This is a genomic window from Amycolatopsis sp. CA-161197 (assembly GCF_050942255.1).
Lineage (GTDB): Bacteria > Actinomycetota > Actinomycetes > Mycobacteriales > Pseudonocardiaceae > Amycolatopsis.
Map to the genome: position 1 here is coordinate 7,253,550 of NZ_CP192059.1, position 24,454 is coordinate 7,278,003.

The window sequence follows — 24,454 nt, forward strand, 5'->3', positions numbered from 1 at the left end:
CCGCGCGCCGATCGTCAGTCGTGGTGGGCGTCGGGGATCAATTCGGCCGGCACCGGCAGGCCGAGGTGGTCGAGGAGGTCGGCCAGCTCGGCGTCGAGTTCTCGCCCGACCTGCGCGATGCGCGGATCGTGGAAGCTGTCGAATCGGGTGCTGGGCTGGTCGATCGTGAACCAGGTGCGGTCGTCGCCGTCCACGTAGATCGCGGTGCGCAACGGCGCGTAGAGCATCACCGACGGGTCGTGCCGGAACATGCGCTGGGCGTAGACGTGATTGCCCATCAGGTATTCCGCGCACGGACGCGATTCGGCGGCCAGCTCCATGAGAGAGGCGACATCGGTGCCCCAGTACCGGATGAAGCTGTGCGGGGCGTTTTCCTCGGCAGCCTCCCGGACGACGTCCCAACTGGCCCGTTCCCTCTTGAACTGCTCGATTCGAGCGGCGTCGAGCACGGGCACCGCGCGTTCGTAGGCGTCTCGGAATTCCGAAAAGGTCGTCGGAACGGGGATGCTCAGGCGGAGCACCTCGTGCGCGAAGGTCTGGATGGAAGGGGAATCGCTGGCGGGCATGGCGTTGCCGTCCTTCGATCGTCATGGGTTTGCTTGACAGGGGCCGGGGGAACCGGTGGGACGAGCGAGGATGGCGGCCACGGTGCCGATCGCCGACGGCACCGTGGCGGCCGGTCAGTCGCCGAGGAAGTCCAGGACCTGCCGCACGAACAGCTCGTGGTACTGGAAGATCCCGCCGTGACCCGCGTCCGGGTAGATGCTCAACGTGGCATCGGGCAGCAGCCGCGCGAGGTGGAACGAGCTGATCGTCGGCACCAGGATGTCGTTGTCGCCGTTGACGACCAGGACGGGCTTGTCCACAGTGGCCAGACCGGCCGGTGAGGTGTCCTGCTCCCATTTCGCGGCCGCGGTCAGCTGGGCACCGATCGTCTCGTCCGTCACGGGCGTGTCGCGGTCCTCGGTACGCTCGTCCAGGCGGGCGATGAAGGCGTCCGCGGCCGCCTGGCTGCGGGCCGTCGGCGTGAAGAAGAGAAAGTGCTTGGGGTGCTTGCCTTCAGCCGCCGACCTCCCGAAAGCGCGCTGCAGCCCGGGGCCCCAGCCGGCCGGCCCTTCGTCGCCGGCGGGCGCGGTGCCGGCCAGGACGATCCGCCGGACCAGATCGGGTCGCTGCTGGGCGACCGCCTGGGCCACCATGCCACCCAGGGAGAAGCCCAGCAGATCGGCCGTGTCCAGCCCGAGCGCCGCCAGGAAGGCCACCGTGTCGGCGGCCATCGCCTCGATGCTGTCGGGGGTGGTGCCACCGGAGGCGCCGACACCCCGCAGGTCCACCACGATGACGCGTCGTTCGGCCGCGAAGCCGTCGACCACGGCGGGGTCCCAGTCGTCGAGCACCGCGGTGATGTGGTTCAGCAACACCAGCGGCACGCCGGCGGCCGGGCCCAGCTCGCGGTACGCGAACGGCGTTCCGCCGACGTCCACCGTCTGGGCCGGTGCTTGCACAAAACTCGCTGCCATGTCTTGCCTTTCCCGCGCGGTGGCCCCGCGCTCTTCGAGAGGAATTCGCCTCCAGGCGCTGTTCGACAGCCTCGCGGGGATCGGCGGGCAGCCGCTTCCGTCGGAAGACCACCGCCGGGCAGTGCGGCATTCCGCGCCAGGCAGTCATTCCTCCGTGCCACCGCTTTGCGCGCGGGTCGGCGCAGGCGGGACGACGGCACCGCCCGCGCATTTCACGTGCTCAGGGCCGGATCACCGAGCCGCAGTCTCGCCGGCAGTCATTCGACCTATGCGAAGGGATTCCGTCGTGCCGACACTGAGGGGACAGCCGGGTGTGGGCCGGCGAGGGTGAGCCGGCCGGTGCCGACCGTTCTCGGTCGCCGCGCCGCGTCCGTGATCTGCCGAAGGGTGACGAGGAGCAGCATGTCGAAGATCGTCCTTGTTACCGGGGCTTCCGGTGACCTCGGAGCCGCCACCGCCCGTGCGCTGGCCGGTTCAGGCCACACCGCGTACGCGGGGATCGGCCCGGCCGCCCGCCTTGCCGAGCCGAGCGAGCACGGGACCGGCGTGCGCCCCATTTCGCTGGACGTGGCCGACCAGCGCTCGGTCTCGACCGCGGTCGGTGACATCCTGACCGAAGCCGGGAGGATCGACGCGGTGGTCCACGCCGTCGGCCCGGTGCCCCGGGGACCTCTCGAGTCCTTCACCCCTTACCAGCTGGCGCAGATCTACGACGCGCATGTGCTGTCCACCCAGCGCGTCAACCGTTCCGTGCTGCCGCGGATGCGGGAGCGGCAGGACGGCCTCCTGGTCTGGGTGGTGCCCGCGAACCACGACACCGAGGACGCGCCCTACCTCGCGCTGCACTCCGAAGTCGTCACGATGATCGACCATCTCGCGGGCAGTTACGCCCGGGAACTGACCGAGTTCGGGGTCGAGACCACGATCGTCTTCCCGGGTTTCCTGGTCCCCGAGAACGGCCCGCACGTTCGCACCGTCCACCCGGACGACACCGAGACGATTCAGGCGTACGAAAGCCGATACCCCGGCCTGGTCCACCAGGTGGACTCGAAGCTGGCCGCGCGGGCGCTCACGGGCGCGGAGGTCGCCCTCGCGGCGCAGGCCATCGCGGCCGTCGTCGGCAGCCCCAAGGGCACCCGTCCACTGAGGATCGTTCCCGGTCGGCCCGACGCCGGATCCGGCGAGGGCGCCGTGTGGTAAGCCCGGTGGACGAGCGATCCGGCTACTCGGCGTTGCGCACCGTGGCGGCGTCATTCCTCCAGGGCCGCGAGGGCGTCGCGAAGTGCCGCTCGGGAAGTGATCCCGAGCTTGGGAAAGATCTGGTAGAGGTGCGCGCCGATGGTCCGGTGCGACAGGTACAGGCGCTCGGCGATCTGCTTGTTGCTCAAGCCGGACGCCGCGAGATCCGCGATTTCCCGTTCCTGGGGCGTGAGCACGTCTCCGCTCGCGGTGGTTCTCGGTGCGCCCCATCCGGTGGCCCGCAGTTCCTTCGCGGCACGATCCGCCCAGGGGCCGGCGCCGAGCAGCGTGAAGGCGTCGTGGGCCAGGCGCAGCGGCTCCCGGGAGTCGGCGTTCGCCCGCGCGCGGCGCAGTCGCTCCCCGTACGCCAGGTGGACGCGGGCCAGGTCGAAAGGCCACCGGTCGACGCCCGGGATCTCCAGCGCCTCCTCGAACAAGCGCACCGCCTCGTCGTCGTCGATGGCGCACAACGCCGCCGAACCGGCGGCGAGGAGGCTGAGCCGCGGGGACAGCGCGGCGATGCCGGCTTCCTGCATGGCGCGTACGTGAGCGGCGGCGGCGCTCTGCCGGTCGGTCCGCACCGCGGCTTCGACGACGTCCAAGGCCACCCACAACGCATGCGGCACGTGGGAGGCGAACGTGCCGGCCGGGCTGATCGCCGTCGCGTTCTGGTAAGCGTTTTCGAAGTCACCGCGGCCGGATTCGGCGACGGTGCGGACGTGCCGGGCGTAGTGCAGTGCCGCCCCCACTCCCCGGGGCGTGGCCCAGCGGATGATCTGGTCGGTCAGCCGGTCGACCGCTTCGTCGTCGCCGCGGGCCGCGGAGACGACGGCTCGGCAGTACCAGAAGTACCAGGTGAAGAAGTGGTACCCGGAGTCCTGGCACAACTGGGTTCCCTCGTCGGCCAGGTCCAGGCATTCGTCCCACCGGCCGGTGAGGTAGTCGTCCAGGCACAGGTGCATCAGCGCGCCGACGTGCCGGCGCGGCGGACCACCGTCTCGCCCTTGGAAGACGACTCGCCACGACGGCTCGCGGACATCGGCCAGGCGATCGAGGTAGAGCGAGCCGGTGCCGGCGCGGACGATCCGGCCGGGGTCGGTTTCCTTCTGCAGGTCACTGAGAACGGAGTCCAGCTGAGCCAGCGCCCCCGCACCGGAACGGACCGGGTCGGAGAAGGTCTTGGCGGCCACGGACAGCAGGGCGGGCGGCTCCGGTCGCAGGCGTCGCAGCGTCGCGTACAGAGGCTCCCACAGCTCCGCGCGGCCGCTGAAGAAACAGAGGAGCACCAGCAGGTGGAGCGCCTCGATGAGTGCGCCGTCCTTGGCGTCGTAGCGGTGCACACCTGCTTCGATGGCACCGGTCAGCAGCCGGTGGGCGGTGTCGATGTCCCCGTCGCCGTTGATGATCAAGAAGACCGCGGCGGCCGCGAAGTGGAGGGAGCCGATCAGCTCCGGGTCGGCCAGGCGGGCATCTTCGAGCAGTTCCGAGGCGTTGCGGAGTTGCCCGGTCGCATCGGCGCCGATGTAGGCGGCCTCGGCGAGGCGGCGAGCGCGGTTCGAGCTGTGCGGGCTCAGATCGGCCGCCCTGACCAGCGCCGCGACCGCTCCGACGGCGTCTCCGCGGGCCGCGATGCTTCTGGCCGCCTGTTCCAGCAGGCCGGCCACCTGCTCGTCCGGCTCGACGGAAGCCTCACCGAGGTGCCAGGCCCGCCGCTCGGGCTGGCTCACCAGCACGTGGGCCAACGCTCGATGGGCCGCCCGGCGCTCGGCGCTCGTGCAGGCATCCACCACCGCCGACCGGATCAAGGGGTGCCGGAACACGAGCCGGCGCGTCCCTTCGTCGAAAGCCACCAGCCGGTCCTGCTCGGCCGAAGCGAGGTCTTCGAGGTCGGACTCGTAGCCGGCCTGGCGTGCCGACGCCTGCAGGACCGCGAGATTGCCGGTTCCCTCCAGCGTCGCGAGCAGCAGCAGCCGCCGCGCGGCGAGGGAGAGGGCGGACACCCGGGACAGGAACAGCGCCTGGAGCCGCTGGCTGAGCGGGAGGATCGCGGGAAGGCTCTCCAGGGCCACCCGCTGCTCCCCGCTCAGCACGGTGGGCAGCTCGAGCAGAGCCAGCGGGTTCCCTTCGGCCACCGACAGCAGGCGCTGACGCACGCGAGCCGCCAGGGTCGGGAACCGGGTGTTGAGCAGGAGCTGCGAGGATTCTCCGTCCAACGGCGGCACCTCGTACTCGGGCAGGCCGCCGTGGTTGAAGAAGGTCTCGCTTCCCGAGCGCATGGCGCCGAGGAAGGTGACGCGGGTGCCGTTGAGCCGGCGGGCGACGAAGCCCAGCACGGCGGCGCTGGCCCGATCGAGCCACGGCAGGTCGTCGACGATCAGGAGCAGCGGGCCGGCTTTCGCCACGTGACGCAGGAGCATGAGACTCGCGTTCGACACGACGAGCCGTTCCGGCGGTGCTCCGCTCCCGAAGCCCAGGGCGACTTGCAGCGCATCGGCGTGCGGCGGGTCGAGCTCGCCGAACGCCTCGTAGAGGGGGAAAAGCACCTGGTTCAGCCCGGAATAGCTGACGTCGGCCTCGAACTCGACGCCGGCGGCCCGCAGGACCCGCGAGCCACTCGCGACCGCGGCTTCGGCCACGGCATCGAGCAGAACGGTCTTGCCCACCCCCGCCGCGCCCGACAACAGCAGCGCCCCACCGCGATCCGTGGCGGCGAGGAACCCGCGGATCCTCTCGAGCGCCACGCCGCGTCCCACCAGGGAATCGACACCACCGTGTTCGAAAAGTCCGTTGTCTCCCACCGGATCACGCTCCCCCGCCCACGCGGGCCGTCCGGAATTCCCGGCCCGGTGCGCGACCTCGCGGGCCGGACTGTCCACAAGCGATTCGCCGGTGCTCACTTCTGGCTGTCAACGTAGGCGATCCTTCACTCCGGCCGCGCGGAGTGCCGACGTCAGCCGTTGTGCAGACGTGGCGCTGAAGCAGTGGTTCCGCGTTCGGGTGCTCAGTAATTTTGGACGATGCTCCAGAGCATCGCGTGAAACTTGGCGTGGTCACGGGTGGGGATCGAGGACAGGCGACGCATGATCGCCGTGTCGCGAGCGATGGCGACCTGGTCTTTCACCTCGACGCCTTTCGAGGTTGCCCTCGGAATGCGCACCCGCCGGTCCCGAGCGGAGAGTTCGCGGACGACGAGCCCGTCGCGCTCCATCCGGTCGAGGATCGACACCAGCGTGGTCTTGTCGACACCGAGCTCCGTCGCGATCTCCAGCTGCGTCCGCTCCGGACCGGTGCTGATCAGTTCGAGAACGAGCCAGTCGCGCAGATCGGCCAGCCCCGCATCCCGCGAGACCTCGTTGAACGCGTCGCCGAGCGCCGCCGCCGCGCGGTGGGCCAGCCAGGTCAGGTCACCGATCGCCGAGGCGGCGTCGGGTGGCGGCAACGGGTTGCGGCGCTCGCTCTTCGGAGACACCGCGCGAACGTATCATCCGCATCCGGATCGTCCAAGCGTGGATCAGATGCGATCAGATGATCCGATGTCATATGGTCCACTCGGCAGACATCATGGCGGTTGCCTCCTTGGCCGGGAGCGCCGGGATCCGGTCGTGCGGAACCACTCGCGCGTTCAGCGTCGCAGCCTAGAAGGAGGTCGAAGTAAAAACATGACTCAAGATCCGGAAGACTTTGCCGATTCTCCAGAGCCGCCGGCTTACGGCGAGCACGATGCGCTCTCGGACGTGTTGCAGGCGATTCACCTGCAGGGTGGCGATGTGCGACGCCGGTCGAGCCCGCGTGAGCGCCACCCGGCCGGGGCCAGGGTGCTGCACATCGTCGAGGAGGGCGGGATCAGCGTCGAGGTCGCGGGCGAAAACGCGGCGGAACTGGGCACCGGGGACCTGGTGCTGCTCGCGCGGGGTGACGCCCACGTCGTCCGAGCGTCGCCGGACGCGAGCTGGGTGACCGGGGAGTTCCTCGTCGAGACGGTCGTCGCCGCGCCGCTGCTCGATGTTCTGCCCGCGGCGATCGTGATCCGCGGCGACGAGCGATCGGCGGGGTGGCTGCTGCCCATCCGGGAGTTGCTCGTGTCCGAGGTGATTCGCTCGGCACCCGGCGCCCGCGTGATGGTGTCGCGAGCGCTCGATCTGCTCTTCATCTGGTCGCTGCGGACGTGGGCCGCGTCCGGCGATGTGCGCCACGCCGGCTGGCTGACGGCGGCGTTGGACCCGGTGCTCGCACCGGTCCTCACGGCAATCCACCGAAACCCCGGCCGTGACTGGCCCGTCGACGAGCTGGCGCGGCTCACGTCGCTGTCGCGTTCGGCGTTCGCGACGCGGTTCGCCGAGTCGGTCGGGGAAACGCCCGGTTCGTACGTGTTGCGGTGCCGGCTGGGCCAAGCGGCGCACCTGCTGCGCGGCACGGCCGACCCGGTCGGCCGGATCGCGGCCCGCGTGGGCTACACCTCCGAAGCCGCCTTCAGCCGCGCCTTTTCCCGTGCCTACGGCAGTTCGCCACGGGCGTGGCGCGGCGGGGCCGGTTCTGATTCCGCCGAACGAACGCCGGAATAAATCGGCCGGTACCGGACGACACCGGACGACACCGCCGAATTGGCCGGCGGTGTCGTCCGGTTCACGTCACCGGGTGCCCGCGACGGCCCGTTCGATGAGGTTGACGACGATCCCCGGGTTGGTCACTTGTGCCGCGTGGGGAGTGTTGGCCTCGACGATGTGGGAGTGGGCGCGAGTGGCCATGAAGCGCTCGGCGGCCGGGGGGATCAAGTGGTCGGCGGTGGAGACGAGGGTCCACGAGGGGATCGTCTTCCAGCCCGGCTCGCCGGCGAGGTTCTCGCCCAGGGCCGTCGAGGCGACGGGGTTCTGCGTGGCGGCGAGTTCCGCGGCGGTGGCCGCGGAGACGCGGTTGCTGAAGAACAGGTCCCGGTACTGGGCCGCCTTGGCGTACAGCTCGATCTCGGGATCGCCGGCGGGGTTGGGGTAGGGAACGGGGACGGGGCTGAGCGCGGTGGGAGGGACCGCGGTGGGATCGGTGCTGATGTGGCTGCCCGGGAATTGCCCGGTCAGGGTCGTGACGTTTTCATTCGTGTCCGGCTCGAAGGCCGAGATGTAGACCAGCGCCTTGACGTTGGGGTTGCCCGTGGCGGCACTGGTGATGACGGCTCCACCGTAGGACTGCCCGACCAGGACGACCGGGCCCTGGATGGTCTTGAGGTAGGAGGCCAGCAAGGCGGAATCGCCGGAGAGGCTGCGCAGGGCCGTCGGCGGGGCGACGACCGGGTAGCCGGCCGCCTGCAGGGACCTGGTCACATCGCCCCAGCTCTGGGAGTTCGACCAGGCTCCGTCGACGAGGACGATCGTCGGCTTCGGAGCCGCGGTCGCCGGGTGCGAAAGCGCGGCAGGCGCGGTCTGCGGGGATGGTGCGGCCGACGCCAGCGTGGTTACGCCGGCGGCGAGGGCGATCCCGGTCACGCCGAGGACGGCGGAGCGGAAAACACGACGTTTACGCACGGTTTCTCCTTGTTCGAAAAGGTTGTCACTGCGGTCCGCGGACAGGTCTGTCCGCGGGGGTTCGTGGTGGGTCACACGCGGGCGGGGGCGTGCTCCTCGGCCCAGTTCAGCGCGTAGTCGGCGACTTCCTGCCAGCCGTCCTGGCCGATGATGAAGTGCGAGCGCCCGGGGAATTCCTGGTACTCGGTGACGGCCGCGGACTTGCGCGACAGACGCCAGTTGGCCTTGTTGACCTTGGGCGGAACGAGGTGGTCGGCCTCCCCGGCGATGAACAGCAGCGGGGCCTGGCGCTTGCGGAAATCGACCCGGGTCACGGCGCGGGGGTTGAAGTTGGCGAACGCCCCCTGGAAAAGCACACGGGCCGAGCCGGGCACGGCGTACCGCTCGTAGCGGGCGGCGGACTGGCTCTCGGTGAGCGTGTTGGTGACGGCGTAGTGGAACTGCTCGGGCGTCAGCGAAACCGCTTTGTTCTTGTTGGCCGGGTTTCCCAGGACCGGCCAGGTCGACTTCAGCGTCGACAGCGGCAGCGGAAGGACGCCCTTGACGGCTGCCGAGTCGATGGCGACGCCGACGCGGCCCAGCCCGCGGTCGAGCAGCAGCTGCACGATGGTGCCGCCGAACGAGTGGCCCATGATGATCGGCGGCCGGGCCAGCGAGCGGATGACGCTCTGGTAGTGGTCGACCACCTCGCGAAGGCCGACGCCCGCGATGCCCGCGGGATCACGCCGGAGCTCCTCCACCTCGCGGTCGAGCCCCGGCCAGGCCGGGGTGAACACCCGGTATCCCCGAGCCTCGTAATGGTGTTTCCACCCCTCCCAGCTGCGCGGGTTCACCCAGAGGCCGTGAACGAGCACGATCGTGTCGGCCTCGTGGGCAGAGAAATCAGTCATGCGAATCTTTCCTTTGAGCAGGACTTGAACAGGACTTGAACCGGACACCGTCCTCACCGGAGCAGGCCCGGCCGGCGCTCCTCGAAAGCCGCCTCGATGCGGGCCGAGCACGCGCCCGCGGCGGTTCTCAGGATCCGGTGCCGCTCCGCTCGTCCGCTTCTGTCGGATGGCCACCGGGAATCGACGCCGGCGCGCCGCCTCGGACAGTCGTTCAACAGCTGTCGCTGCCGCGTAGGCCGGTCGCACTTCGAGGCGCGCGGCCGTTCCAGCTCTCCCGGGTGCCCTTCCGCATCCCCCGGCCGCGGTCAAGACGAGCCGCGGGCCTGCGCACAGTCACTTGGCTTAATCCGGGCAGGGCAGCACGTCCGCCCACCGCGAAGGCGGCGACAGTCGGATGACAGTGCCCGCGACGGTCCCGAATCCGTTACCTTGCGGCGGAACACCCGCGCCCCCGCGTCGAGAGTGAGGATTCATGTCGAACGAGCCGGTCGTTCTGCTGCACGGCTTCTACCACGGAGCGTGGGCCTGGACGGACGTGATCGCCGAGCTGGCCGGGCGGGGCCGCACCGCGGTCGCCGTCGACATGGCGGCGCACGGCCTGCACGCGGCGTCTCCGGCGTCGGCCGCCCGGCGTCCGTTCGACCCGGTCGCCTACGCCACGGAGCCGTCGCCGGTCTCGGGGGTCGGGCTGGACGCCGCCGCCGACCTTCTGGTGACGCAGCTGGACAGCGTCGGCAAGGGAAAGCCGGTCTGCGTGGTCGCGCACAGCATGGGGGGTGCGGTGCTGACCCGGGCAGCCGAACGGCAGCCCGGGCTCGTCGCGCACATGGTGTACCTGGCCGCGTACATGCCGGCCTCGAACACGCCGTGCCTCGGCTACCCGGCGCTTCCCGAGGGCCGGGACAACCGGTTCATGCAGTTGCTGGTCGGCGACCCGGCGGCCATCGGCGCGCTGCGGATCGACCACCGCAGCCCGGATCCCGAGGCCCAGTCGGCCATCCGGGAAGCCTTCTACGGCGACGTCGAACCTTCACGAGCGGCGGCCGCGACCGCTCTGCTCAGCTGCGACGCGCCGCTGGCCATGGTGGCCGAGAGCACCACGTTGACCGAACAGGGCTGGGGATCGATTCCCCGCACGTACGTGGTGTGCACAAAGGACCGCACCATTCCGGCGGGGCTGCAGCGGCTCTTCATCACTCAGGCGGACACGGCGTTCCCCACGAACCCCACGACGGTCGTCGAGCTGCCCACGGCACATTCGGCGTTCCTGTCGGCACCGGCCCGCGTCGCGGACGTCATCGCGGACCGCGCACCGGCGACCTGGTGACCACGCCGCCGAACGAGTCGCGCTGTTCCCGGCTGCTCCTGCGGCCGACGAGAGCGAGGAAACCGATCGTGAGGACGCCCGCTGCCGCGCAGATCGTCCAGGCGAGAACGTAGGCCCCTTCGCGGGCGATTCTCGTGCCGGGCAAGGTGATGCTGGACAGGACGAAGGCGAACACCGCACCGCCCAGGCTGCCGCCGATGGCTCGCGTCGTGTTGTACATCCCCGTGGCCACCGCGATCTCGTCGGCGGGGCTGTGCTCGGCGATCATCGCCGGGAGCGCGGCGAACGCCAGCGACGTGCCCAGCGTCGAGAGCGGAGTCAGCACCACGAACAGCACAGTGGACTCGTGCTGCACGATGAAGACGATCTGCACGACCACGTCGATGACGATGCCCGCGACCGCGGTGCGGGTGCCCCCGATGGCGCGGCTCAACCGGGACATCAGCAACGCGCCCGCTCCCCCGGCCAAACCGGCGACCACCAGTACCTGGGCGAGGACGATGGGCGGGAGTTTCAGCCCGTACCCGACCTTCGCGGGATCCGCGGAGAGGAACGTCAAGCCGACCGTCTGCGAGCCGATCAGCGCGAGGCCGAGGGTGATCGCCGCGAGGTACCAGCGGAGAAGCTGCGGCCGCACGAGCGCGCGCACGTCGACGAGCGGATGATCGCTCCTCAGCTCGATCACCACCCACAGGGCCAGCACCGCAAGGGATCCGGCGAGCAGCCCGACGGTCATCGCGAGCGGACGGCCACTCGCTCCGCCGAGAACCCACAGCAGTGAGCCCAGTCCGACGCTGACGGCCAGCGCACCGGCCCAGTCCACGTTGCCGCGGGCCCGGACGCCGCTCTGCGGCACGAAGAAGAACACGATCACGAGGCCGAGAACGGCGAGCAGAACCGGAACGGTGAGCGTGGCGCGCACGTTGTTCGTGGTCGCCTGCACGATCCCGCCCACTTCGAACCCGGCGGTGCCGCCGATCATGGCCGCGGCGGCGAGGAAGCCGATGGCGCTGCGCGCCCTGGTGCTGTCCAACCGGCTGCGCACGATCCCGAGCTGCAGCGGCAGCAGGGCGGCGACCGGGCCGAGGAACACCTGCCCCAGCAGCATCACCGGGAACGAGGGACCGTAGGCGAACAGTGCCGCCCCGATCAGGACCGAGGCCAAGGAGAACCTCATCAGCCGGCGATGTCCGTAGAGATCACCGAGGCGGCTCACGATCGGCACCGAGATCGACGCGGCGAGCAGCTGGATCGACGCGATCCAGTTGAGGTCCGCCGCCACGATGCCGAACTGCTTGCCGATCTGCGGGATCAGTGACGGGGTCATGCCCTGGATGAGGCCGCTCACCATCTCGACGACCACCAGCATTCCCACCGCGCGCCGGACTGAGCCGCGGTGCGGGGAAGCGGTCGTCGACGGCGACGCTGCCGTCGTCATTTCGTTCACGGGAGCTCCGATCGTGGTCCGCGTGGAGGGAGAGCGCCGCGGCTGCTGCGTCGTCCTGCGAACGGGACCCACGCGTGCCGCGGCGTCCACAGAAGGTAGGTCGAGGGAGCCGGTTCGCTGATCGTTCTTCGGAAACGCTCGCCGAGGTGGCCGCCGGACCGCGTTCACGACCGCTCGGCGGCCGCTGCGAACGGACGGTGATCGTTCATCCCCGTTGGCACCCGGTCTTGGTCGTTTGCGAAGCGAGCTCGGCCCTCGATGAGCGCTTCGGCGGAATCGGCCGATGGCCACGCACTCCGGATCTACGCTCGTCCGCACGCTCGACGACGTCGAGGAGCAGCCTCGGCCGACGCCCTCGGGCACCCGGACACCGACGTCAGACCCGAAGGAGCAGCCGGCCCATGACCGCCACCGCACCGCCGACGCCGCTGGTGATCACCGAACACGACATCCGGATACCCATGCGCGATGGCGTACTGCTCCGCGCCGACCTGTGGCGCCCGGCGGAACCCGATCGCCATCCGGTGCTGATTTCCCGGACGCCCTACAGCCCCTCGATGGTGACGGCGGCACTGAACCCGCACCGGCTGGCCGCGGCGGGTTTCGCGGTGCTCGTCCAGCATTGCCGCGGCCGCTTCGGCTCCGGTGGCACGTGGTCCTACGTCCATTCCGACGTCGAAGACGGTTACGACACCGTGGAATGGGCCGCCGGCCGCCCGTGGTCCGACGGGCGGGTCGGCATGTTCGGCCAGTCCTACGGCGGGTCGACCCAATGGCTGGCCGCCCAGACGCGCCCGCCGCACCTCGAAGTGATCGCCCCTGAAGCCTGCGCCGCGGACTACTGGGAAGGCACCTTCGACGCGGGCGGCACCTTCCGGCTCGCGTTGCGAGTCGGCTGGACGGCGCACGTCATCTCCGAAATGGCCGAGGAATGGGGAATCGACGACGCGCGGCTGGCGCATCTGCGCAGCGTCACCCTCGGCCTGCACAGTGCCGTCGCCACCGGCGATCCCGAACAGCGGCGGCAGGCCCGCGCGGCGGCCGCCACCGCGCTGGACGAGATCTTCCGCACCCGGCCGTTCCGCGACAACCCGCTGTGGCACGGCCGGGCCGGGTGGCTCGAGGAAGCGTTCGACCACGAATCCCGCGACGACTCCACGTGGCTCCGGCACAATCCCACCACGCACTACAGCGGGATCGACCTGCCCGCGCTCCACATCGGCAGCTGGTACGACATCCACCTCGGCGCGACGCTCCGCCACTACACCGGCATGCGCCGGCAGGCGCCCACCGCCGCCGCGCGTGCTGCGCAGCGGCTGATCATCGGCCCCTGGGACCACTGGCACCCGACGGTGCACCTCGTCGGTGAGGTCGACTTCGGTCCCGAAGCCGCCATCGACATCACCGCTGTCCGCGCCCGGTGGTTCCGCCGGCACTTCGACGGCGCACCCGACGACACGGCGCCGGTCCGACTGTTCGTGATGGGGCGCAACGAGTGGCGGGACGAAGCCGAATGGCCCCTGGCCCGAACCGAGTTCACCCCGTTCTACCTCCACGACGGCGCCGTGCTCGACCCGCGGCGCCCCACCGCGGACACCGGCGCGGACGCCTTCACCTACGACCCGCGCGATCCCGTCCCCACCATCGGAGGACGCCTGCTCGGCAGTGGCGGCGAAGTCGCGGGCCCGGCCGACCAACGGCCCAACCTCGCCCGCGGCGACGTGCTGACCTACCTGTCGGCCGAGCTCACGGAGGAACTCGAGCTCACCGGCCCGGTCACCATGGACCTGTGGGCCTCCACCGACGCCCCGGACACCGATTTCACCGCGGTCCTCCTCGACGTGCACCCCGACGGTCGCGCCCTCAACCTCTGCGAGGGTGCGGTCCGGGCGAGGCACCAGCTCCCGGCGAAGCCGCTGGAACCCGGCGCGGTCTACCACTTCACCCTCGACCTCGCCGCGACGAGCATCGTGCTCGCGCCGGGCCACCGCGTCGGCGTCTACGTCTCTTCCAGCAGCTACCCCGAATGGGAACCCAACCCCAACACGGGAAACCCGCTCGGAACCGACACGAACGAAGACCTGCGCACGGCCCGCCAGACGGTCCACCGGACGGCGGCCTGTCCCAGCCGCGTCGTGCTGCCGATCATCCCCCGCTAGCGAACCGCACAGGAGGTGTGCAGGATGGCGTCCAGGCGAACGGTCAGGATCGGCTCGGGTGCCGGCTTCGCCGACGACCGGATCGAGCCGGCGGTCGAGCTCGCCGAGCGGGGTGAACTCGACTACCTGGTCTTCGAATGCCTCGCGGAGCGCACGATCGCTCTGGCCCAGCTGGAGCGGTCACGCGACCCGCTGGCCGGTTACCACGAATGGCTCCCCGACCGGATGCGGGCGGTGCTGGCGACCTGTGCGGCCAACGGCACCAAGATCATCACGAACATGGGTGCGGCCAATCCGCTCGAGGCCGCTCGCGTCGTGGTCGAGATCGCGCGGCACGAGGGCCTCGCGGGCCTGCGGGTCGGCGCGGTGACCGGTGACGACGTCCTTTCCCTCGTCACCGCCGAGGACCTTCCGCTGCTGGACCGGCCCGGGTCGGTCTCCTCCCTGGGAAATGTGGTCTCCGCCAACGCCTACCTGGGCTGCGAGGGCATCGTCCGCGCGCTCGCCGAAGGCGCCGACGTGGTCGTCACCGGCCGTACGGCGGATCCGTCCCTGTACCTCGCGCCGCTGGTCCACGAGTTCGGCTGGGCCCTGGACGACTGGGACCGGATCGGCAAGGGGCTCTGCCTCGGCCACCTGCTCGAGTGCGCGGCTCAGGTCACGGGCGGCTATTTCGCCGACCCCGGATTCAAGGACGTCCCGGCCCTCGCGCGGCTGGGCTTCCCCCTCGCGGTCGCCGAGGCCGACGGCACCTTCGTCGTCACCAAGGTCGCCGGCTCGGGTGGCCTCGTCGACGTGCGCACCTGCACCGAGCAGCTCCTGTACGAGGTGCACGATCCGGCCGCCTACGTCTGTCCCGACGCCGTTGCGGATTTCTCCGGTGTCCGCCTGTGTGAGCTGGGCACGGACCGGGTCCAGGTCACCGGCGCCACGGGTCGTGCGCGCCCGGACCGGTTGAAGGTCTCGGTCGGCTACTTCGACGGTTTCCTCGGTGAAGGCCAAATCTCCTACGCCGGACCGAACGCGGTCGCCCGCGGCCGGCTGGCTCTCGACATCGTCCGGGAGCGGCTCACGACCGCCGGTCTTTCCGGCGCGGACCTGCGGTACGAGTTGATCGGGGTCGACGCCGTGCTGCGCGGGCCGCGGGTGGACGTCGCCGATCCGCGCGAGGTGCGCGTTCGCGTCGCCGGCTGGACCAGCTCGCTCGACGCGGCCCGGTACCTCGGCCGCGAGGTGAGCGCCTTGTGGCTCAACGGCCCGGCCGGCGGAGGCGGCGCGACCCGGCGAGCCGAACCGGTCGTGGCGATCGCGTCGGCACTCTTGCCCAGGCACGCCGTCCGTACCGAAGTGTCCATTGTGGAGGTATGAATGCTGTTGCACCTGCTGGCCCACGCTCGCGCCGGCGACAAGGGGACGACCTCGGACATCACACTCGTCGCCTACCGGCCGCACCATTACGAGCATCTGCGCCGGTACGTGACCGGTGAGCGCGTCCGCGAGCACTTCGCGGACCTCGCCCTCGGCGAGGTGGAGCGATACGAGGTGCCGCAGCTCTTCGCACTGAAGTTCGTTCTGCGCGACGCGCTGACGGGGGTCACCCGCACACCCGATCTCGACGCGCACGGCAAGAGCCTGTCCTCGTCGTTGCTGGAAATGGTCGTCCCGGAACCGGTCACCGTCGATCCGGCCCGCTTCGCCATGAACTGGTGATTTCCGCGATCCCGCGGTGGCCGACGGCGGCGGAGTTCTGCCTCGCCATGGCCCCAGGTCTCCTCGGGTTGACTGTGCTCAGAAGGGTTGTGTGCCGAACTCGCGCATGTCGGCGGCATACGGCGCGACGCTGAGGACGCCGCCGTCGACGGCGTGCACGCTGCCGCTGATGAATCCGGCGTCGTCGGAAGCGACGAAGGCGACGAACTTGGCGATGTCGTCGAAGTGCCCGAGCCGGGGGGGTGGTGTGGTGGCGGGCCATCATCCTGAGCCAGTGAGTACCGCTCAGCGCTTCCAGTCCCTGCTCGCTCAACGTGATTCCCGGCATGACCGCCACGCACCGGATGTTCTGCTTGCCGTAGCGGGCGGCGACCGAGCGAGTGAGGGAGTTGAGCCCCGCTTTCGAGGCTCCGTAGGCGAATCGCGTCGGTTCACCGATCACGCCGGATCCCGACGAGGTGTTGACGATGACCCCGCCGCCGGCCTCGATCATGACGGGGATCGCGTATTTGCAGCCCAGCATGGGTCCCCGCAGGTTGACCGCCAGCGACCGGTCCCACAGGTCCGCGTCCATTGTGGTCAGATCGTCGTCCTGCTGCGACGCGAAGGTCGCCGCCGCGTTGTTGTGCAGGATGTCGAGGCGGCCGAACCGGTCGACCGCTTCGGCGATCATCGCCTGCACCGCTTTCTCGTCGGCGACGTCGGTTTCGATGCCGACCGCACGACCGCCGCCGCGGACGATTTCGGCCGCGCGGGTTTCGGCGGCCTCGCCGTTGATGTCGGCGAGCACGACGGCCGCCCCGCGCCGGGCGAACTCCGCGGCGCAGGCCGCGCCGATCCCGCCGCCGGCCCCGGTGATGAGCGCGACTTTGTCCTGCATGGAAAACCTTCCGGTTCGTAGGAGTCGGTCAGCTGAAGAAGGTGCCGCAACCGCCGAATTGCCTGCTCGCTGAGCACGAAGGGGCCACGGCTTTGACAGTGATGTCGTAGCAGGCCCATTCGCAGGCGGCGACCCGGGTCAGGCCCGCGATGCCGCCCTGGCTCCGTCGACGACCACCGACACGGAAGCGCCTTTGTGGGCCAACGCCCGGGCGATTCCGGCACCGGTGCCCTGGCCCGCGCCGGTGACGACGGCGGTCTCGCCGGCGGGGATCGGCCGGGTCATCCGATCGCCTGGTAGGTGAAGGCGGACGGACCATAGTGGACGGTCACGGTTCCGGCGGGCGAGTCCGAGTCGATCACGCCTTCGTCACGGCTGGCGACGCGGATCCGCAGCCGGTGCCCCGCCTTGAACCGGTGGTGCGTCGCCCACAGCGGCACGCGCAGGTCGTAGGGAGTTCCTGGCTCCACCGGCACCCGCACCTCGTTGCCGGCCCGGTGGCTGGCGCGCAGGAAACCGTGGGTGACCCTGGAGACCTCGTCGTCGGGGCCGAGGTCTTCCAGGATCACGGCGACGTAGCCTTCGTCCGCGGTGAAGGCGACGCGCAGATCGACGAACGGCGTACCGGCCAGCACCAGATCCGCCGGAAGGGACTCCGTCTCGGCGAGCGGCGCACCGGTCTCCACGTCGAACACTTCGGTGCCCTTTGCCACCGGACCGGCCACGAGCTTGCCGCCGGGCGCGAAAGTCAGGTGGTCTTCCCGCGCCTGGGCCGGCGGCCAGGTCGAGTACTGCTTCCACCCCGCGTCGGGCATCTCGTAGGAGGTCACCCGGGTTTCGGGCAGGAGGCCGGGGACGTCGTCGGAGAGCCAGTGGTCCCACCACGCCAGGTACGCCGCGGTCGCGATGTCCTCGAACTGGCCCGGGAGCATGCCGTGGCTCCACGGGCCCGCGACCATCCAGACGTTTTCGGGGCGGGCCTGGAAGTTCTTCACCATGGCGTTGCGGTACTGGTCCAGCCAGCCGCCGACGTCGAGCACCGGAACGTCCAGCCTGTCCCAGCGCGCCCGCACACTGCGGTCGCGCCAGTAGTCGTCGTAGAGCGGGTGCCGGGGGTAGGTCTCGAGGGTCGCCGGGGCGGTGTCGGACTGCCAGCCGCGGATCCGGTTGTTGTAGATGCCGCCGCCGAGGTAGATCGTGTCCTCGTACCAGTCGCTCAGCGCCTGGGCCGCGATCACCGCGGTGAGGTGTTCCGGCTGGTGCACGGCGGCGAGGAGGGTGGTGTGCCCGCCGTAGCTCACGCCCGTCTGGCCGACCTTGCCCGTCGAGAACGGCTGCGTCCCGAGCCACTCGATCAGGTCGACGTTGTCACGCTGCTCCTGCGGGCCGAACGGGTCGATCTCCCCCGGCGAGTCACCGCTGCCGCGCACGCTGCACACCAGGACCACGTACCCCCGGGTCACGAACGCGCGGGCACCGGCGGCCATGAACGACACCGCGTTGTACCCGTTGAACTCGTACACGATGCCGGGAAACCGCCCGGGCGCAGGGGAACCGTCCGGGTTCGCGGGGCGGTGGAGCTCCCCGGCCAGCAGCACCCCGTCCCCCATCTCGACCTGGACCTTGCTCACGTGAACGCCGTGCGTTTCCGGTCTCGCATAGGTGAAGAACGGATCCGTCGACGAGGTCGAGGGAGCCACGGGCTTCGAGAGATCGAGTCCCGCGAAGTGCGCGGACAGATCGGCAGGTGACAACGGTTCCGGCATGTCCGGAGCGTATCCACGACAGCCTGGCTGAGGGCGCCAAGTCGACAAAGTGATCATTCGTTCCGCCTTGTGGCGCAGAAACACCCATTCCAACCTCTGATCGGGCGTTCTGCGGTCACTTCGACCGGCGTCCTCTCTGACTTCTGGTGCGACCGAAACCCGCCCAACTGCGCAAACGCGGCGCCGGAGATCTTGATTCGGTGAACGCGCGCGCCGGCCGGATTCAATCCTTTGTGCGATCACGGAAGTGACCTTCGTACGCAGAAACAGGTAGCGTTCGGCCACCATGGGTGTTTCCCGCGCACCCTGCGCTCCTGGAGCCCTGTCATGCAAGAGCAATTGTCCGAGGACGACCTCGCGCTCATCCATGCGCTGCAACTGTGGCCACGAGCCAGCTGGAGTTCCCGCGCGCCCGTGCTGGGCACGTCGGCCCCGGCGCTCGCGAGCCGGTGGATCCGGCTGCGCGAGAACGAGGTCGCGTGGGTTTACGCCTACCCGCTCGGCGGCGTGGCCGCGCGCAACCGTCAGCTGGCGATCGTCGAGTTCGACTGCGCGCCGGGCCGGCTCGACGACGTGGTCGGCACACTCGAGGGGCTGGTCCACGTCCGCGCCATCGAGTACGCGGCCCGCGGCCGCGACCTGATGACGATCGTCGCGGCACCGACTTTCGAGAAGCTGTCGTCGTTGATCCTGGACGAGCTGTCCCGGATCCCGGGCGTGCAGTCGACGAGGACGCACCTCGGCACCGAGATGCACATCGAAGGCAGGCAGTGGCGGCTCGACGCGCTCGACGCCCGTGAACAGGCCGCGATCGAGAAGGCCGCGAAGGCCGCCACCCCCAGCCCGCGTGGCGCGCCGGTCGACATCACCGCGCCCACCTACGCCCCGCTGATGTCGGCCCTGAGCAAAGACGGAAGAGCGACGGCGATCGACATCGCCGACCAGGTCGGCCGCCCGGCCTCGACCGTCCGGCGGCAGTTGGGCCGGCTGCTCAAAGCAGGTGCGCTGGCGATGCGGTGCGAACTGTCCCAGCTGCACACCCGGTGGCCGGTGAGCGTCATCTGGTGGTGCCGCGTGCCGAAACCTCTCCTGCTGTCCGTCGTCGCCAGAATGCGGGCCGAACCGCGCGTGCGGATGTGCATGTCGATGACCGGCCCCGCGAACTTCGTCGTCTTCGCCTGGACGGCGGGCCTCGCCGACCTGATGCAGCTCCAGGGCGTACTCGAGGACCTGCTACCGCCCGGCGCCCTCATCGACAGCTCCGTAACCCTGCGCACGCGCAAACGCGCCGGCTGGCTGCTACGCCCCGACGGCCACCTCGACACGGACACACCGCAGCCCGCCCAGTAGGCAGTCGTCAACGGCGGCGGCTCAGGCCTCGCCGGCCTTCGCACGGGCGATGGGCTCGCGCCTGGAGGCGGCGACAGCATCGCTGGCATGATCCACGCATGAGCTACGACTTGGCGGTATGGGAGGGCGACCGTCCGTCCGGCGACCAAGCGGCCGGCGACCAAGCGGCCGGCGACGAGTTCCATTCGCTGTACGAGCGCCACATCGAGTCCGACAGTCAGGAACCACCCTCGGACCGCATCCGTACCTTCGCCTTGGCTCTGCTCGATCGCTACCCGGACATCAGTGAGGAAGACGGCGAAGACAGCCCTTGGTCGACCGCGCCGCTGCTCAGCGAGGCGGTCGGACCGTTGATGTACTTCCCGATGGTGTGGAGCCGGTGCGAGGAGGTCTCCGCCTGGGCCGCGCAGCTCGCCGCGGAACACGGATTGGTCTGCTATGACCCCCAGCTCGAGCGGCTCCGACCGTAGCGTTGCGACGAACCGGTCGGCCTTCGTCCGCATCAGCGCGGCGAGGGCTTCGCCAAGGATCGCCCCGGGCGGTCTCTAACAAGTATCCCCGTTGTTCTTAGACTGGCCGCGTGGAGGACATCGAAGCGATCACCCTGCTGCAGGACCCCGTCCGGCGGCGGTTGTACGACTACGTGGCAGCCCAGGACCACGAGGTGAGCCGGAACGAGGCGGCGGAGAGCGCCGGGATCCAGCGCACGCTGGCCGCGTTCCACCTGGACAAGCTCGTGGACGCGGGGCTGCTGGAGACCGACAGCAGGCGGCTGAGCGGGCGGACGGGCCCCGGCGCCGGGCGGCCGGCCAAGCTCTACCGCAGGTCCGGCGCCGAGCGCCAGTTCTCGGTTCCCCCGCGCGATTACCGCACCCCCGCCGATCTGCTGGCCGAGGTCGCCGAGACCGCCCGCCTGGACACCGAACTGCAGGCCGCCGCCAGGCGGGAGGGGCGGGCCGCTCGCGCCTCTGCGCCCGCGCCGGTCGACGGTCTCGACGCGGCGAAGGCCCTGCTGGCCGCTCGCGGCTACGAGCCCCGCCTGGACGAAGACCAGAACGCCTTGCGCCTGGCCAACTGCCCCTTCCACGCCCTTTCCGAGCGGCATCCGGTGCTGGTGTGCGGCATGAACCTGGCGCTGCTGGAAGGGCTACTGGAGGACGCCGTCAGCCTGCAGGCCCGCATGGACCCGCGACCGGGGATGTGCTGCGTCGTCGTCGAACTCTCTAAAAATAACGCGAGTTGACATAGAAACACCACGATGGTGAGGTGAGGGCATGACGGGACACCACCTCGCCCAGCTCAACGTGGGCACGATGAAATTCCCCCTCGCCGACAGCCGCATGGACGGCTTCACGTCCATGCTCGACACGCTGAACGAGGTCGCCGACAACGCACCCGGCTTCATCTGGCGCCTGGTCGACGACAGCGGCACCGACGCCACCGCGATCCGCACGTCCCTGGGCAATGACGTCCTGGTGAACATGTCCGTCTGGGAAAGCCGGGACGCCCTGTGGGACTACGTCTACCGCAGCGGCCACCTGGACGTGCTGCGCCGCCGGGCGGAATGGTTCGAGCCTCCGAAGGCGCCGTTCCAGGTCATGTGGTGGATCCCCGCCGGGCACACTCCCACCGTCGACGAGGCCGTCGAACGCCTGGAACTGTTACGCGCACAGGGCCCCACGCCCAGCGCCTTCGGTTTCCGCGACACCTACCAGCCCGCGGACGGCGACTCGACACCTCGGCACCCGGCGGAGGCTCCTCGGCGCCGCCAGCTCGCGAGGTAGTGGCGGCCGCGCGATCCGCGAGGGAATCCGTGCAGCAGGATCAGTTTGGCGCAGCTCGCGGCGGAAACGTGGACCGACAGCCCCACCGGGTACCGCAATCAATCCATTGTGGACACGGCGTTCCTCTCGATCAGTCGTTCCGGGGAAGTACGATCTCCGGCCCCTCGCGCGCGACCCGGAACCACCTCAGCTCTTGATGAACTCCAAGACATCGGCGTTGAGTTGCTCAGCGTGGGTGACATACAGGCCGTGCCCGGCAGTGGGATATTCCCGGTAGACGGCGTGGGGCACCAGCTTCCGGGTGCGACGGCCGGTGACGTCGATGGGGGCGGACTGGTCGGCCACTCCGTGCACAACGAGCGTCGGAATGGTGATCTGACGCAGATCAGGGCGGAAATCGGTGTGGAAGTTCGAGTGGAACATCGCGGCCGTCGCGAACGGCGATGCCGACAGGCAGCGCCGGATCTCGTGCTCGATCAGTGCCGGTGAAACGTCGTTGCCCAAGTGCGTGGCGAAATAGCCCTGCGCTCGATCGGCGAACCACTTCGGCCGGTCCTTGCGCAGCTGTGCCAGCGTCGCCTCGTTGACCGCCTCGGGAATTCCCTCGGGATTGTCCTCGGTCAATTCGAGGTACGGCAACGTCGCCGCCAGGAACGCGACACGGGAGACCCGCTCCTCGCCGTGCCGGGACAGATAGCGTGCGGCCTCGCCACCGCCGGCCGAGTGGGCGACGAGCGTGATGCCGCGCAGGTCCAGATGCTCGATCAACGCGGCCAGATCGTCGGCGCCGGTGTCCGCGTCGTAGCCGGAGGAGGGGCGGTCCGAGCGGCCGTGCCCCCGCCGGTCCAGCAGGACACACCGGAATCCTCGCTCGACGAAGAACGGAACCTGATATTCCCACATTTCGGCGTTCAGCACCCAACTGGAAACGAACACCATCGGCGCGCCCGAACCGTAATCCTCGTACGACAGGCGGGTCCCGTCACCGACCTCGAAGAAAGGCATTTTCCGCTCCTCACCATTGTGTTGTGACCCAATGGTCGCCGAGGATGAGACGCTGGTCGATTACCTGGCACGTAATGAGTCCTGTGGCCGGTCGCGGGCGAGCGCGCAGGCCCGGCGGTCCGGACGGACCCAGCGGGACCGGTCGGACGGCGACAGCGGGCCGTGCCGGACTCGGTCGGGCGCTGCCCTTCTGCTCGAGTGTCAGCTGTCGTGGACGGCGGCCAGGGCGGTAGAAGCCCAGTTCGTGACCGCCGTCGGGGCTGACGCTGCCGACCCAAGTGGCCCATCGGTGGACGTTCGCGTAGTCGACGGTGACGCCTCGTTCAAATCGCCCCTGGTTCGACAGCGACCGCCATGGCATCGACGATGACCGTCGAAACATGCGAATCACGGAAGCCAGGCTGCCTAGCCGGCTCTGAGCAACAACCACGCAAACGGACTCCAGAGCCACTCGAGGCGAATACTGGTCCGCCATCGACGACCCGCACACTCCACCCGGTTGTACAGGCTTCCCCGCCCCAGGTCGACAGACCGGCGTCTTACGGACGCTGTCGTCGAGGAACAACGCCACCCAGTCCATCCGGGAAGCCGACCATGGAGTGGGGCGACACAATCGGCTCGATCATCGACGCCGTCAAGACCGTGCTCTTCCAGTTCGACCAGCTGCTCGATCAGCTCGCGGAGTGGTGCGCTGCGGCCGGCTGCGGATCCACGCTCTACTCCCGACCAGACCCCACCAGCAGGGAATGCCTCCGACCAGTGGAGGGCGACTCGGCACGAGGGCAGCGTCCGCACCGCAATGACCCTTGCGGCTCCGCCTGGGTGCGCGAAGGACCGTTGGCGTGGGTCAGAGCCGCTTGGCGGCGCGGAATGCTTTGGCGTAGGTGCCGGAACCGTCGATAAGGGACACGCCGCCGGCATCGCCGAAGGTCGGCCCGTTCGCGACCTTGCGGCTGGACAGGACGCGCCGGTGCCCGTCGCTGTCGATGCCCAGATAGATGCCGGTGTGCGACACCTGCGACCCGAGCTGCGGTTCCAGGTTGAAGAACAGGATGTCGCCGGGCTGAAGGGCGCTGAAGTTCGTGGCCTCCTTCTTCTCGTCGTGGATCACCTCGGTGCCCGGACCCAGTTCGGACAGCGCCCACGCTCGCCGGGGCAGCCCTGGCCCCTTCGTGTTCGTGCCCAGCAGTGGGTACCCCGATCGATAGCCGTAGACCATGCGCACGAATCCGGAGCAGTCCAGCGACCGCGCCCGCATCGGTTCGGCCCTCTCGTGCACACCGTCGGGAAAGTCCCAGTCGACGCCGAGGTAATCGTAGAAGTCGGACTTCTCCAACCGGCCTTCGGCGCTGTCGGGGCCGAAGCTGGCGTCCCCTCCGACACGCAGCTTCTTCGCCATCTGGTCGGTGGCGCCGTCGGTGTACTGGAGTGCGATGGCGAGGACGTCCGCGGAGGTGTCGCCTACGACCTTGGGCAACCAGTCGGTGAACCACTTCTCCTTTTCCGCACCGGCCCTCCACTCCTGCGGAGCCAGGCGGATCCACGCGGTGGAGGTCACCGTGACCTTCGTGAAGCGGGACTCGGTGAAGGTCCGGCTCGGACCGGTGAGCATCACCGTGCGGGACCCGTCGGTGAAGGATGCGAGCTGAACCCCCGCCGAGTCGCGGACGATCGTCCGGGGCGGGTTGTCCAGCCGCTCGTAGGTGTAGCTGCCGGTCAGTGCGGCACCAGCCGGGACCGAGGCCGCCGACACGGCCATGATCTGGTTGTCGTCTTGCGTCGCGACGTAGACGGCGGCCGTGCCGGAGAATGTAATGACTGCACCCAGCACCCCGATTCGAATCGCCCTGCGCATTCTCAC

At 69.7% G+C, this 24,454-nt stretch carries 22 protein-coding genes; 10 read left to right on the forward strand and 12 right to left on the reverse strand.

Translation table 11 applies throughout. The annotated features are described in order from the left end of the window. Positions 1-14: 14 nt before the first annotated feature. Positions 15-566, reverse strand: coding sequence for a DUF302 domain-containing protein (locus ACQPXB_RS34140; protein ID WP_386952513.1), 552 nt, complete (start codon positions 564-566; stop codon positions 15-17). Positions 567-680: 114 nt separating this feature from the next. After that, positions 681-1,520: an alpha/beta fold hydrolase gene (locus ACQPXB_RS34145; protein WP_432845780.1), complete on the reverse strand. Its 840-nt coding sequence runs from the start codon at positions 1,518-1,520 to the stop codon at positions 681-683. 402 nt (positions 1,521-1,922) lie between these two features. Between ACQPXB_RS34145 and ACQPXB_RS34150 the strand changes: the two genes are divergently transcribed. Beyond that, the gene (locus ACQPXB_RS34150) at positions 1,923-2,720 is read left to right on the forward strand and encodes an SDR family NAD(P)-dependent oxidoreductase (protein WP_432845781.1); all 798 of its coding nucleotides are present in this window, start codon (positions 1,923-1,925) and stop codon (positions 2,718-2,720) included. Positions 2,721-2,770: 50 nt separating this feature from the next. On the opposite strand, the gene ACQPXB_RS34155 is transcribed toward ACQPXB_RS34150, so the two are convergent. Then, positions 2,771-5,656, reverse strand: coding sequence for an ATP-binding protein (locus ACQPXB_RS34155; protein WP_432845782.1), 2,886 nt, complete (start codon positions 5,654-5,656; stop codon positions 2,771-2,773). A gap of 104 nt (positions 5,657-5,760) precedes the next feature. Further along, positions 5,761-6,228 (reverse strand): MarR family winged helix-turn-helix transcriptional regulator, encoded by a 468-nt coding sequence (locus ACQPXB_RS34160; RefSeq protein ID WP_432845783.1) that lies wholly within the window; start codon positions 6,226-6,228, stop codon positions 5,761-5,763. A 46-nt stretch (positions 6,229-6,274) separates the two neighbouring features. Between ACQPXB_RS34160 and ACQPXB_RS34165 the strand changes: the two genes are divergently transcribed. Beyond that, positions 6,275-7,321 (forward strand): AraC family transcriptional regulator, encoded by a 1,047-nt coding sequence (locus ACQPXB_RS34165; protein ID WP_366582795.1) that lies wholly within the window; start codon positions 6,275-6,277, stop codon positions 7,319-7,321. A 66-nt stretch (positions 7,322-7,387) separates the two neighbouring features. Here the strand turns inward: ACQPXB_RS34165 and ACQPXB_RS34170 are convergent, their stop codons facing one another. Next, entirely contained in the window at positions 7,388-8,275 is an 888-nt protein-coding gene (locus tag ACQPXB_RS34170) for an alpha/beta fold hydrolase (RefSeq protein ID WP_386952496.1), read from the reverse strand. Positions 8,276-8,346: 71 nt separating this feature from the next. Next, positions 8,347-9,165 (reverse strand): alpha/beta hydrolase, encoded by an 819-nt coding sequence (locus tag ACQPXB_RS34175; RefSeq protein ID WP_386952493.1) that lies wholly within the window; start codon positions 9,163-9,165, stop codon positions 8,347-8,349. Positions 9,166-9,637: 472 nt separating this feature from the next. Between ACQPXB_RS34175 and ACQPXB_RS34180 the strand changes: the two genes are divergently transcribed. Beyond that, positions 9,638-10,492, forward strand: coding sequence for an alpha/beta fold hydrolase (locus tag ACQPXB_RS34180; protein ID WP_432845784.1), 855 nt, complete (start codon positions 9,638-9,640; stop codon positions 10,490-10,492). On the opposite strand, the gene ACQPXB_RS34185 is transcribed toward ACQPXB_RS34180, so the two are convergent. Further along, entirely contained in the window at positions 10,461-11,930 is a 1,470-nt protein-coding gene (locus ACQPXB_RS34185; RefSeq protein ID WP_432845785.1) for an MFS transporter, read from the reverse strand. The genes ACQPXB_RS34180 and ACQPXB_RS34185 overlap by 32 nt on opposite strands. A gap of 410 nt (positions 11,931-12,340) precedes the next feature. On the opposite strand from ACQPXB_RS34185, the gene ACQPXB_RS34190 reads away from it, so the two are divergent. Genes ACQPXB_RS34190 through ACQPXB_RS34200 form a run of 3 tightly spaced genes read left to right on the forward strand, consistent with a single transcriptional unit; the run spans position 12,341 to position 15,808 of the window. Next, positions 12,341-14,098, forward strand: coding sequence for a CocE/NonD family hydrolase (locus ACQPXB_RS34190; RefSeq protein WP_432845786.1), 1,758 nt, complete (start codon positions 12,341-12,343; stop codon positions 14,096-14,098). Between the two features lie 24 nt (positions 14,099-14,122). Then, positions 14,123-15,466 (forward strand): acyclic terpene utilization AtuA family protein, encoded by a 1,344-nt coding sequence (locus tag ACQPXB_RS34195; protein WP_432845787.1) that lies wholly within the window; start codon positions 14,123-14,125, stop codon positions 15,464-15,466. Further along, entirely contained in the window at positions 15,467-15,808 is a 342-nt protein-coding gene (locus ACQPXB_RS34200) for an AtuA-related protein (RefSeq protein WP_432845788.1), read from the forward strand. Here the strand turns inward: ACQPXB_RS34200 and ACQPXB_RS34205 are convergent. The 3 genes from ACQPXB_RS34205 to ACQPXB_RS34215 form a co-directional block, all read right to left on the reverse strand. Further along, positions 15,771-16,688 carry an SDR family NAD(P)-dependent oxidoreductase gene (locus tag ACQPXB_RS34205; protein WP_432845789.1) on the reverse strand — a complete coding sequence of 306 codons (918 nt, stop codon included), beginning with the start codon at positions 16,686-16,688 and terminating at the stop codon, positions 15,771-15,773. The two genes, ACQPXB_RS34200 and ACQPXB_RS34205, sit on opposite strands and share 38 nt — an antisense overlap. A gap of 138 nt (positions 16,689-16,826) precedes the next feature. Then, complete coding sequence (locus ACQPXB_RS34210) at positions 16,827-16,973, reverse strand: hypothetical protein (protein WP_432845790.1); 147 nt, start codon at positions 16,971-16,973, stop codon at positions 16,827-16,829. Then, the gene (locus ACQPXB_RS34215) at positions 16,970-18,454 is read right to left on the reverse strand and encodes a CocE/NonD family hydrolase (RefSeq protein WP_432845791.1); all 1,485 of its coding nucleotides are present in this window, start codon (positions 18,452-18,454) and stop codon (positions 16,970-16,972) included. Before ACQPXB_RS34215 ends, ACQPXB_RS34210 begins: the two co-directional genes overlap by 4 nt. Before the next feature lie 327 nt (positions 18,455-18,781). Here ACQPXB_RS34215 and ACQPXB_RS34220 point away from each other — a divergent pair, with 327 nt between their 5' ends. The 4 genes from ACQPXB_RS34220 (at position 18,782) to ACQPXB_RS34235 (ending at position 21,588) form a co-directional block, all read left to right on the forward strand. Then, positions 18,782-19,804 carry an Lrp/AsnC family transcriptional regulator gene (locus ACQPXB_RS34220; RefSeq protein ID WP_432845792.1) on the forward strand — a complete coding sequence of 341 codons (1,023 nt, stop codon included), beginning with the start codon at positions 18,782-18,784 and terminating at the stop codon, positions 19,802-19,804. Between the two features lie 98 nt (positions 19,805-19,902). Then, positions 19,903-20,274 carry a hypothetical protein gene (locus tag ACQPXB_RS34225; protein WP_432845793.1) on the forward strand — a complete coding sequence of 124 codons (372 nt, stop codon included), beginning with the start codon at positions 19,903-19,905 and terminating at the stop codon, positions 20,272-20,274. 110 nt (positions 20,275-20,384) lie between these two features. Continuing rightward, the gene (locus tag ACQPXB_RS34230; protein ID WP_432845794.1) at positions 20,385-21,047 is read left to right on the forward strand and encodes a helix-turn-helix transcriptional regulator; all 663 of its coding nucleotides are present in this window, start codon (positions 20,385-20,387) and stop codon (positions 21,045-21,047) included. A 31-nt stretch (positions 21,048-21,078) separates the two neighbouring features. Further along, positions 21,079-21,588, forward strand: a complete 510-nt coding sequence (locus ACQPXB_RS34235; RefSeq protein WP_432845795.1) for a DUF3291 domain-containing protein — start codon at positions 21,079-21,081, stop codon at positions 21,586-21,588. A 186-nt stretch (positions 21,589-21,774) separates the two neighbouring features. On the opposite strand, the gene ACQPXB_RS34240 is transcribed toward ACQPXB_RS34235, so the two are convergent. Continuing rightward, positions 21,775-22,593, reverse strand: a complete 819-nt coding sequence (locus tag ACQPXB_RS34240; RefSeq protein ID WP_432845796.1) for an alpha/beta fold hydrolase — start codon at positions 22,591-22,593, stop codon at positions 21,775-21,777. 847 nt (positions 22,594-23,440) lie between these two features. Continuing rightward, entirely contained in the window at positions 23,441-24,448 is a 1,008-nt protein-coding gene (locus ACQPXB_RS34245) for an NlpC/P60 family protein (RefSeq protein ID WP_432845797.1), read from the reverse strand. Positions 24,449-24,454 lie beyond the last annotated feature (6 nt).

Bases quoted from the DNA above. Each gene is read 5' to 3' on its own strand.
- ACQPXB_RS34140 (WP_386952513.1), bottom strand. From the start codon at position 566: ATGCCCGCCAGCGATTCCCCTTCCATCCAGACCTTCGCGCACGAGGTG.
- ACQPXB_RS34145 (WP_432845780.1), bottom strand. From the start codon at position 1,520: ATGGCAGCGAGTTTTGTGCAAGCACCGGCCCAGACGGTGGACGTCGGC.
- ACQPXB_RS34150 (WP_432845781.1), top strand. From the start codon at position 1,923: ATGTCGAAGATCGTCCTTGTTACCGGGGCTTCCGGTGACCTCGGAGCC.
- ACQPXB_RS34165 (WP_366582795.1), top strand. From the start codon at position 6,275: ATGCGATCAGATGATCCGATGTCATATGGTCCACTCGGCAGACATCAT.
- ACQPXB_RS34175 (WP_386952493.1), bottom strand. From the start codon at position 9,165: ATGACTGATTTCTCTGCCCACGAGGCCGACACGATCGTGCTCGTTCAC.
- ACQPXB_RS34180 (WP_432845784.1), top strand. From the start codon at position 9,638: ATGTCGAACGAGCCGGTCGTTCTGCTGCACGGCTTCTACCACGGAGCG.
- ACQPXB_RS34185 (WP_432845785.1), bottom strand. From the start codon at position 11,930: ATGACGACGGCAGCGTCGCCGTCGACGACCGCTTCCCCGCACCGCGGC.
- ACQPXB_RS34190 (WP_432845786.1), top strand. From the start codon at position 12,341: ATGACCGCCACCGCACCGCCGACGCCGCTGGTGATCACCGAACACGAC.
- ACQPXB_RS34195 (WP_432845787.1), top strand. From the start codon at position 14,123: ATGGCGTCCAGGCGAACGGTCAGGATCGGCTCGGGTGCCGGCTTCGCC.
- ACQPXB_RS34200 (WP_432845788.1), top strand. From the start codon at position 15,467: ATGCTGTTGCACCTGCTGGCCCACGCTCGCGCCGGCGACAAGGGGACG.
- ACQPXB_RS34205 (WP_432845789.1), bottom strand. From the start codon at position 16,688: ATGCAGGACAAAGTCGCGCTCATCACCGGGGCCGGCGGCGGGATCGGC.
- ACQPXB_RS34210 (WP_432845790.1), bottom strand. From the start codon at position 16,973: ATGACCCGGCCGATCCCCGCCGGCGAGACCGCCGTCGTCACCGGCGCG.
- ACQPXB_RS34215 (WP_432845791.1), bottom strand. From the start codon at position 18,454: ATGCCGGAACCGTTGTCACCTGCCGATCTGTCCGCGCACTTCGCGGGA.
- ACQPXB_RS34220 (WP_432845792.1), top strand. From the start codon at position 18,782: ATGCAAGAGCAATTGTCCGAGGACGACCTCGCGCTCATCCATGCGCTG.
- ACQPXB_RS34225 (WP_432845793.1), top strand. From the start codon at position 19,903: ATGAGCTACGACTTGGCGGTATGGGAGGGCGACCGTCCGTCCGGCGAC.
- ACQPXB_RS34235 (WP_432845795.1), top strand. From the start codon at position 21,079: ATGACGGGACACCACCTCGCCCAGCTCAACGTGGGCACGATGAAATTC.
- ACQPXB_RS34240 (WP_432845796.1), bottom strand. From the start codon at position 22,593: ATGCCTTTCTTCGAGGTCGGTGACGGGACCCGCCTGTCGTACGAGGAT.
- ACQPXB_RS34245 (WP_432845797.1), bottom strand. From the start codon at position 24,448: ATGCGCAGGGCGATTCGAATCGGGGTGCTGGGTGCAGTCATTACATTC.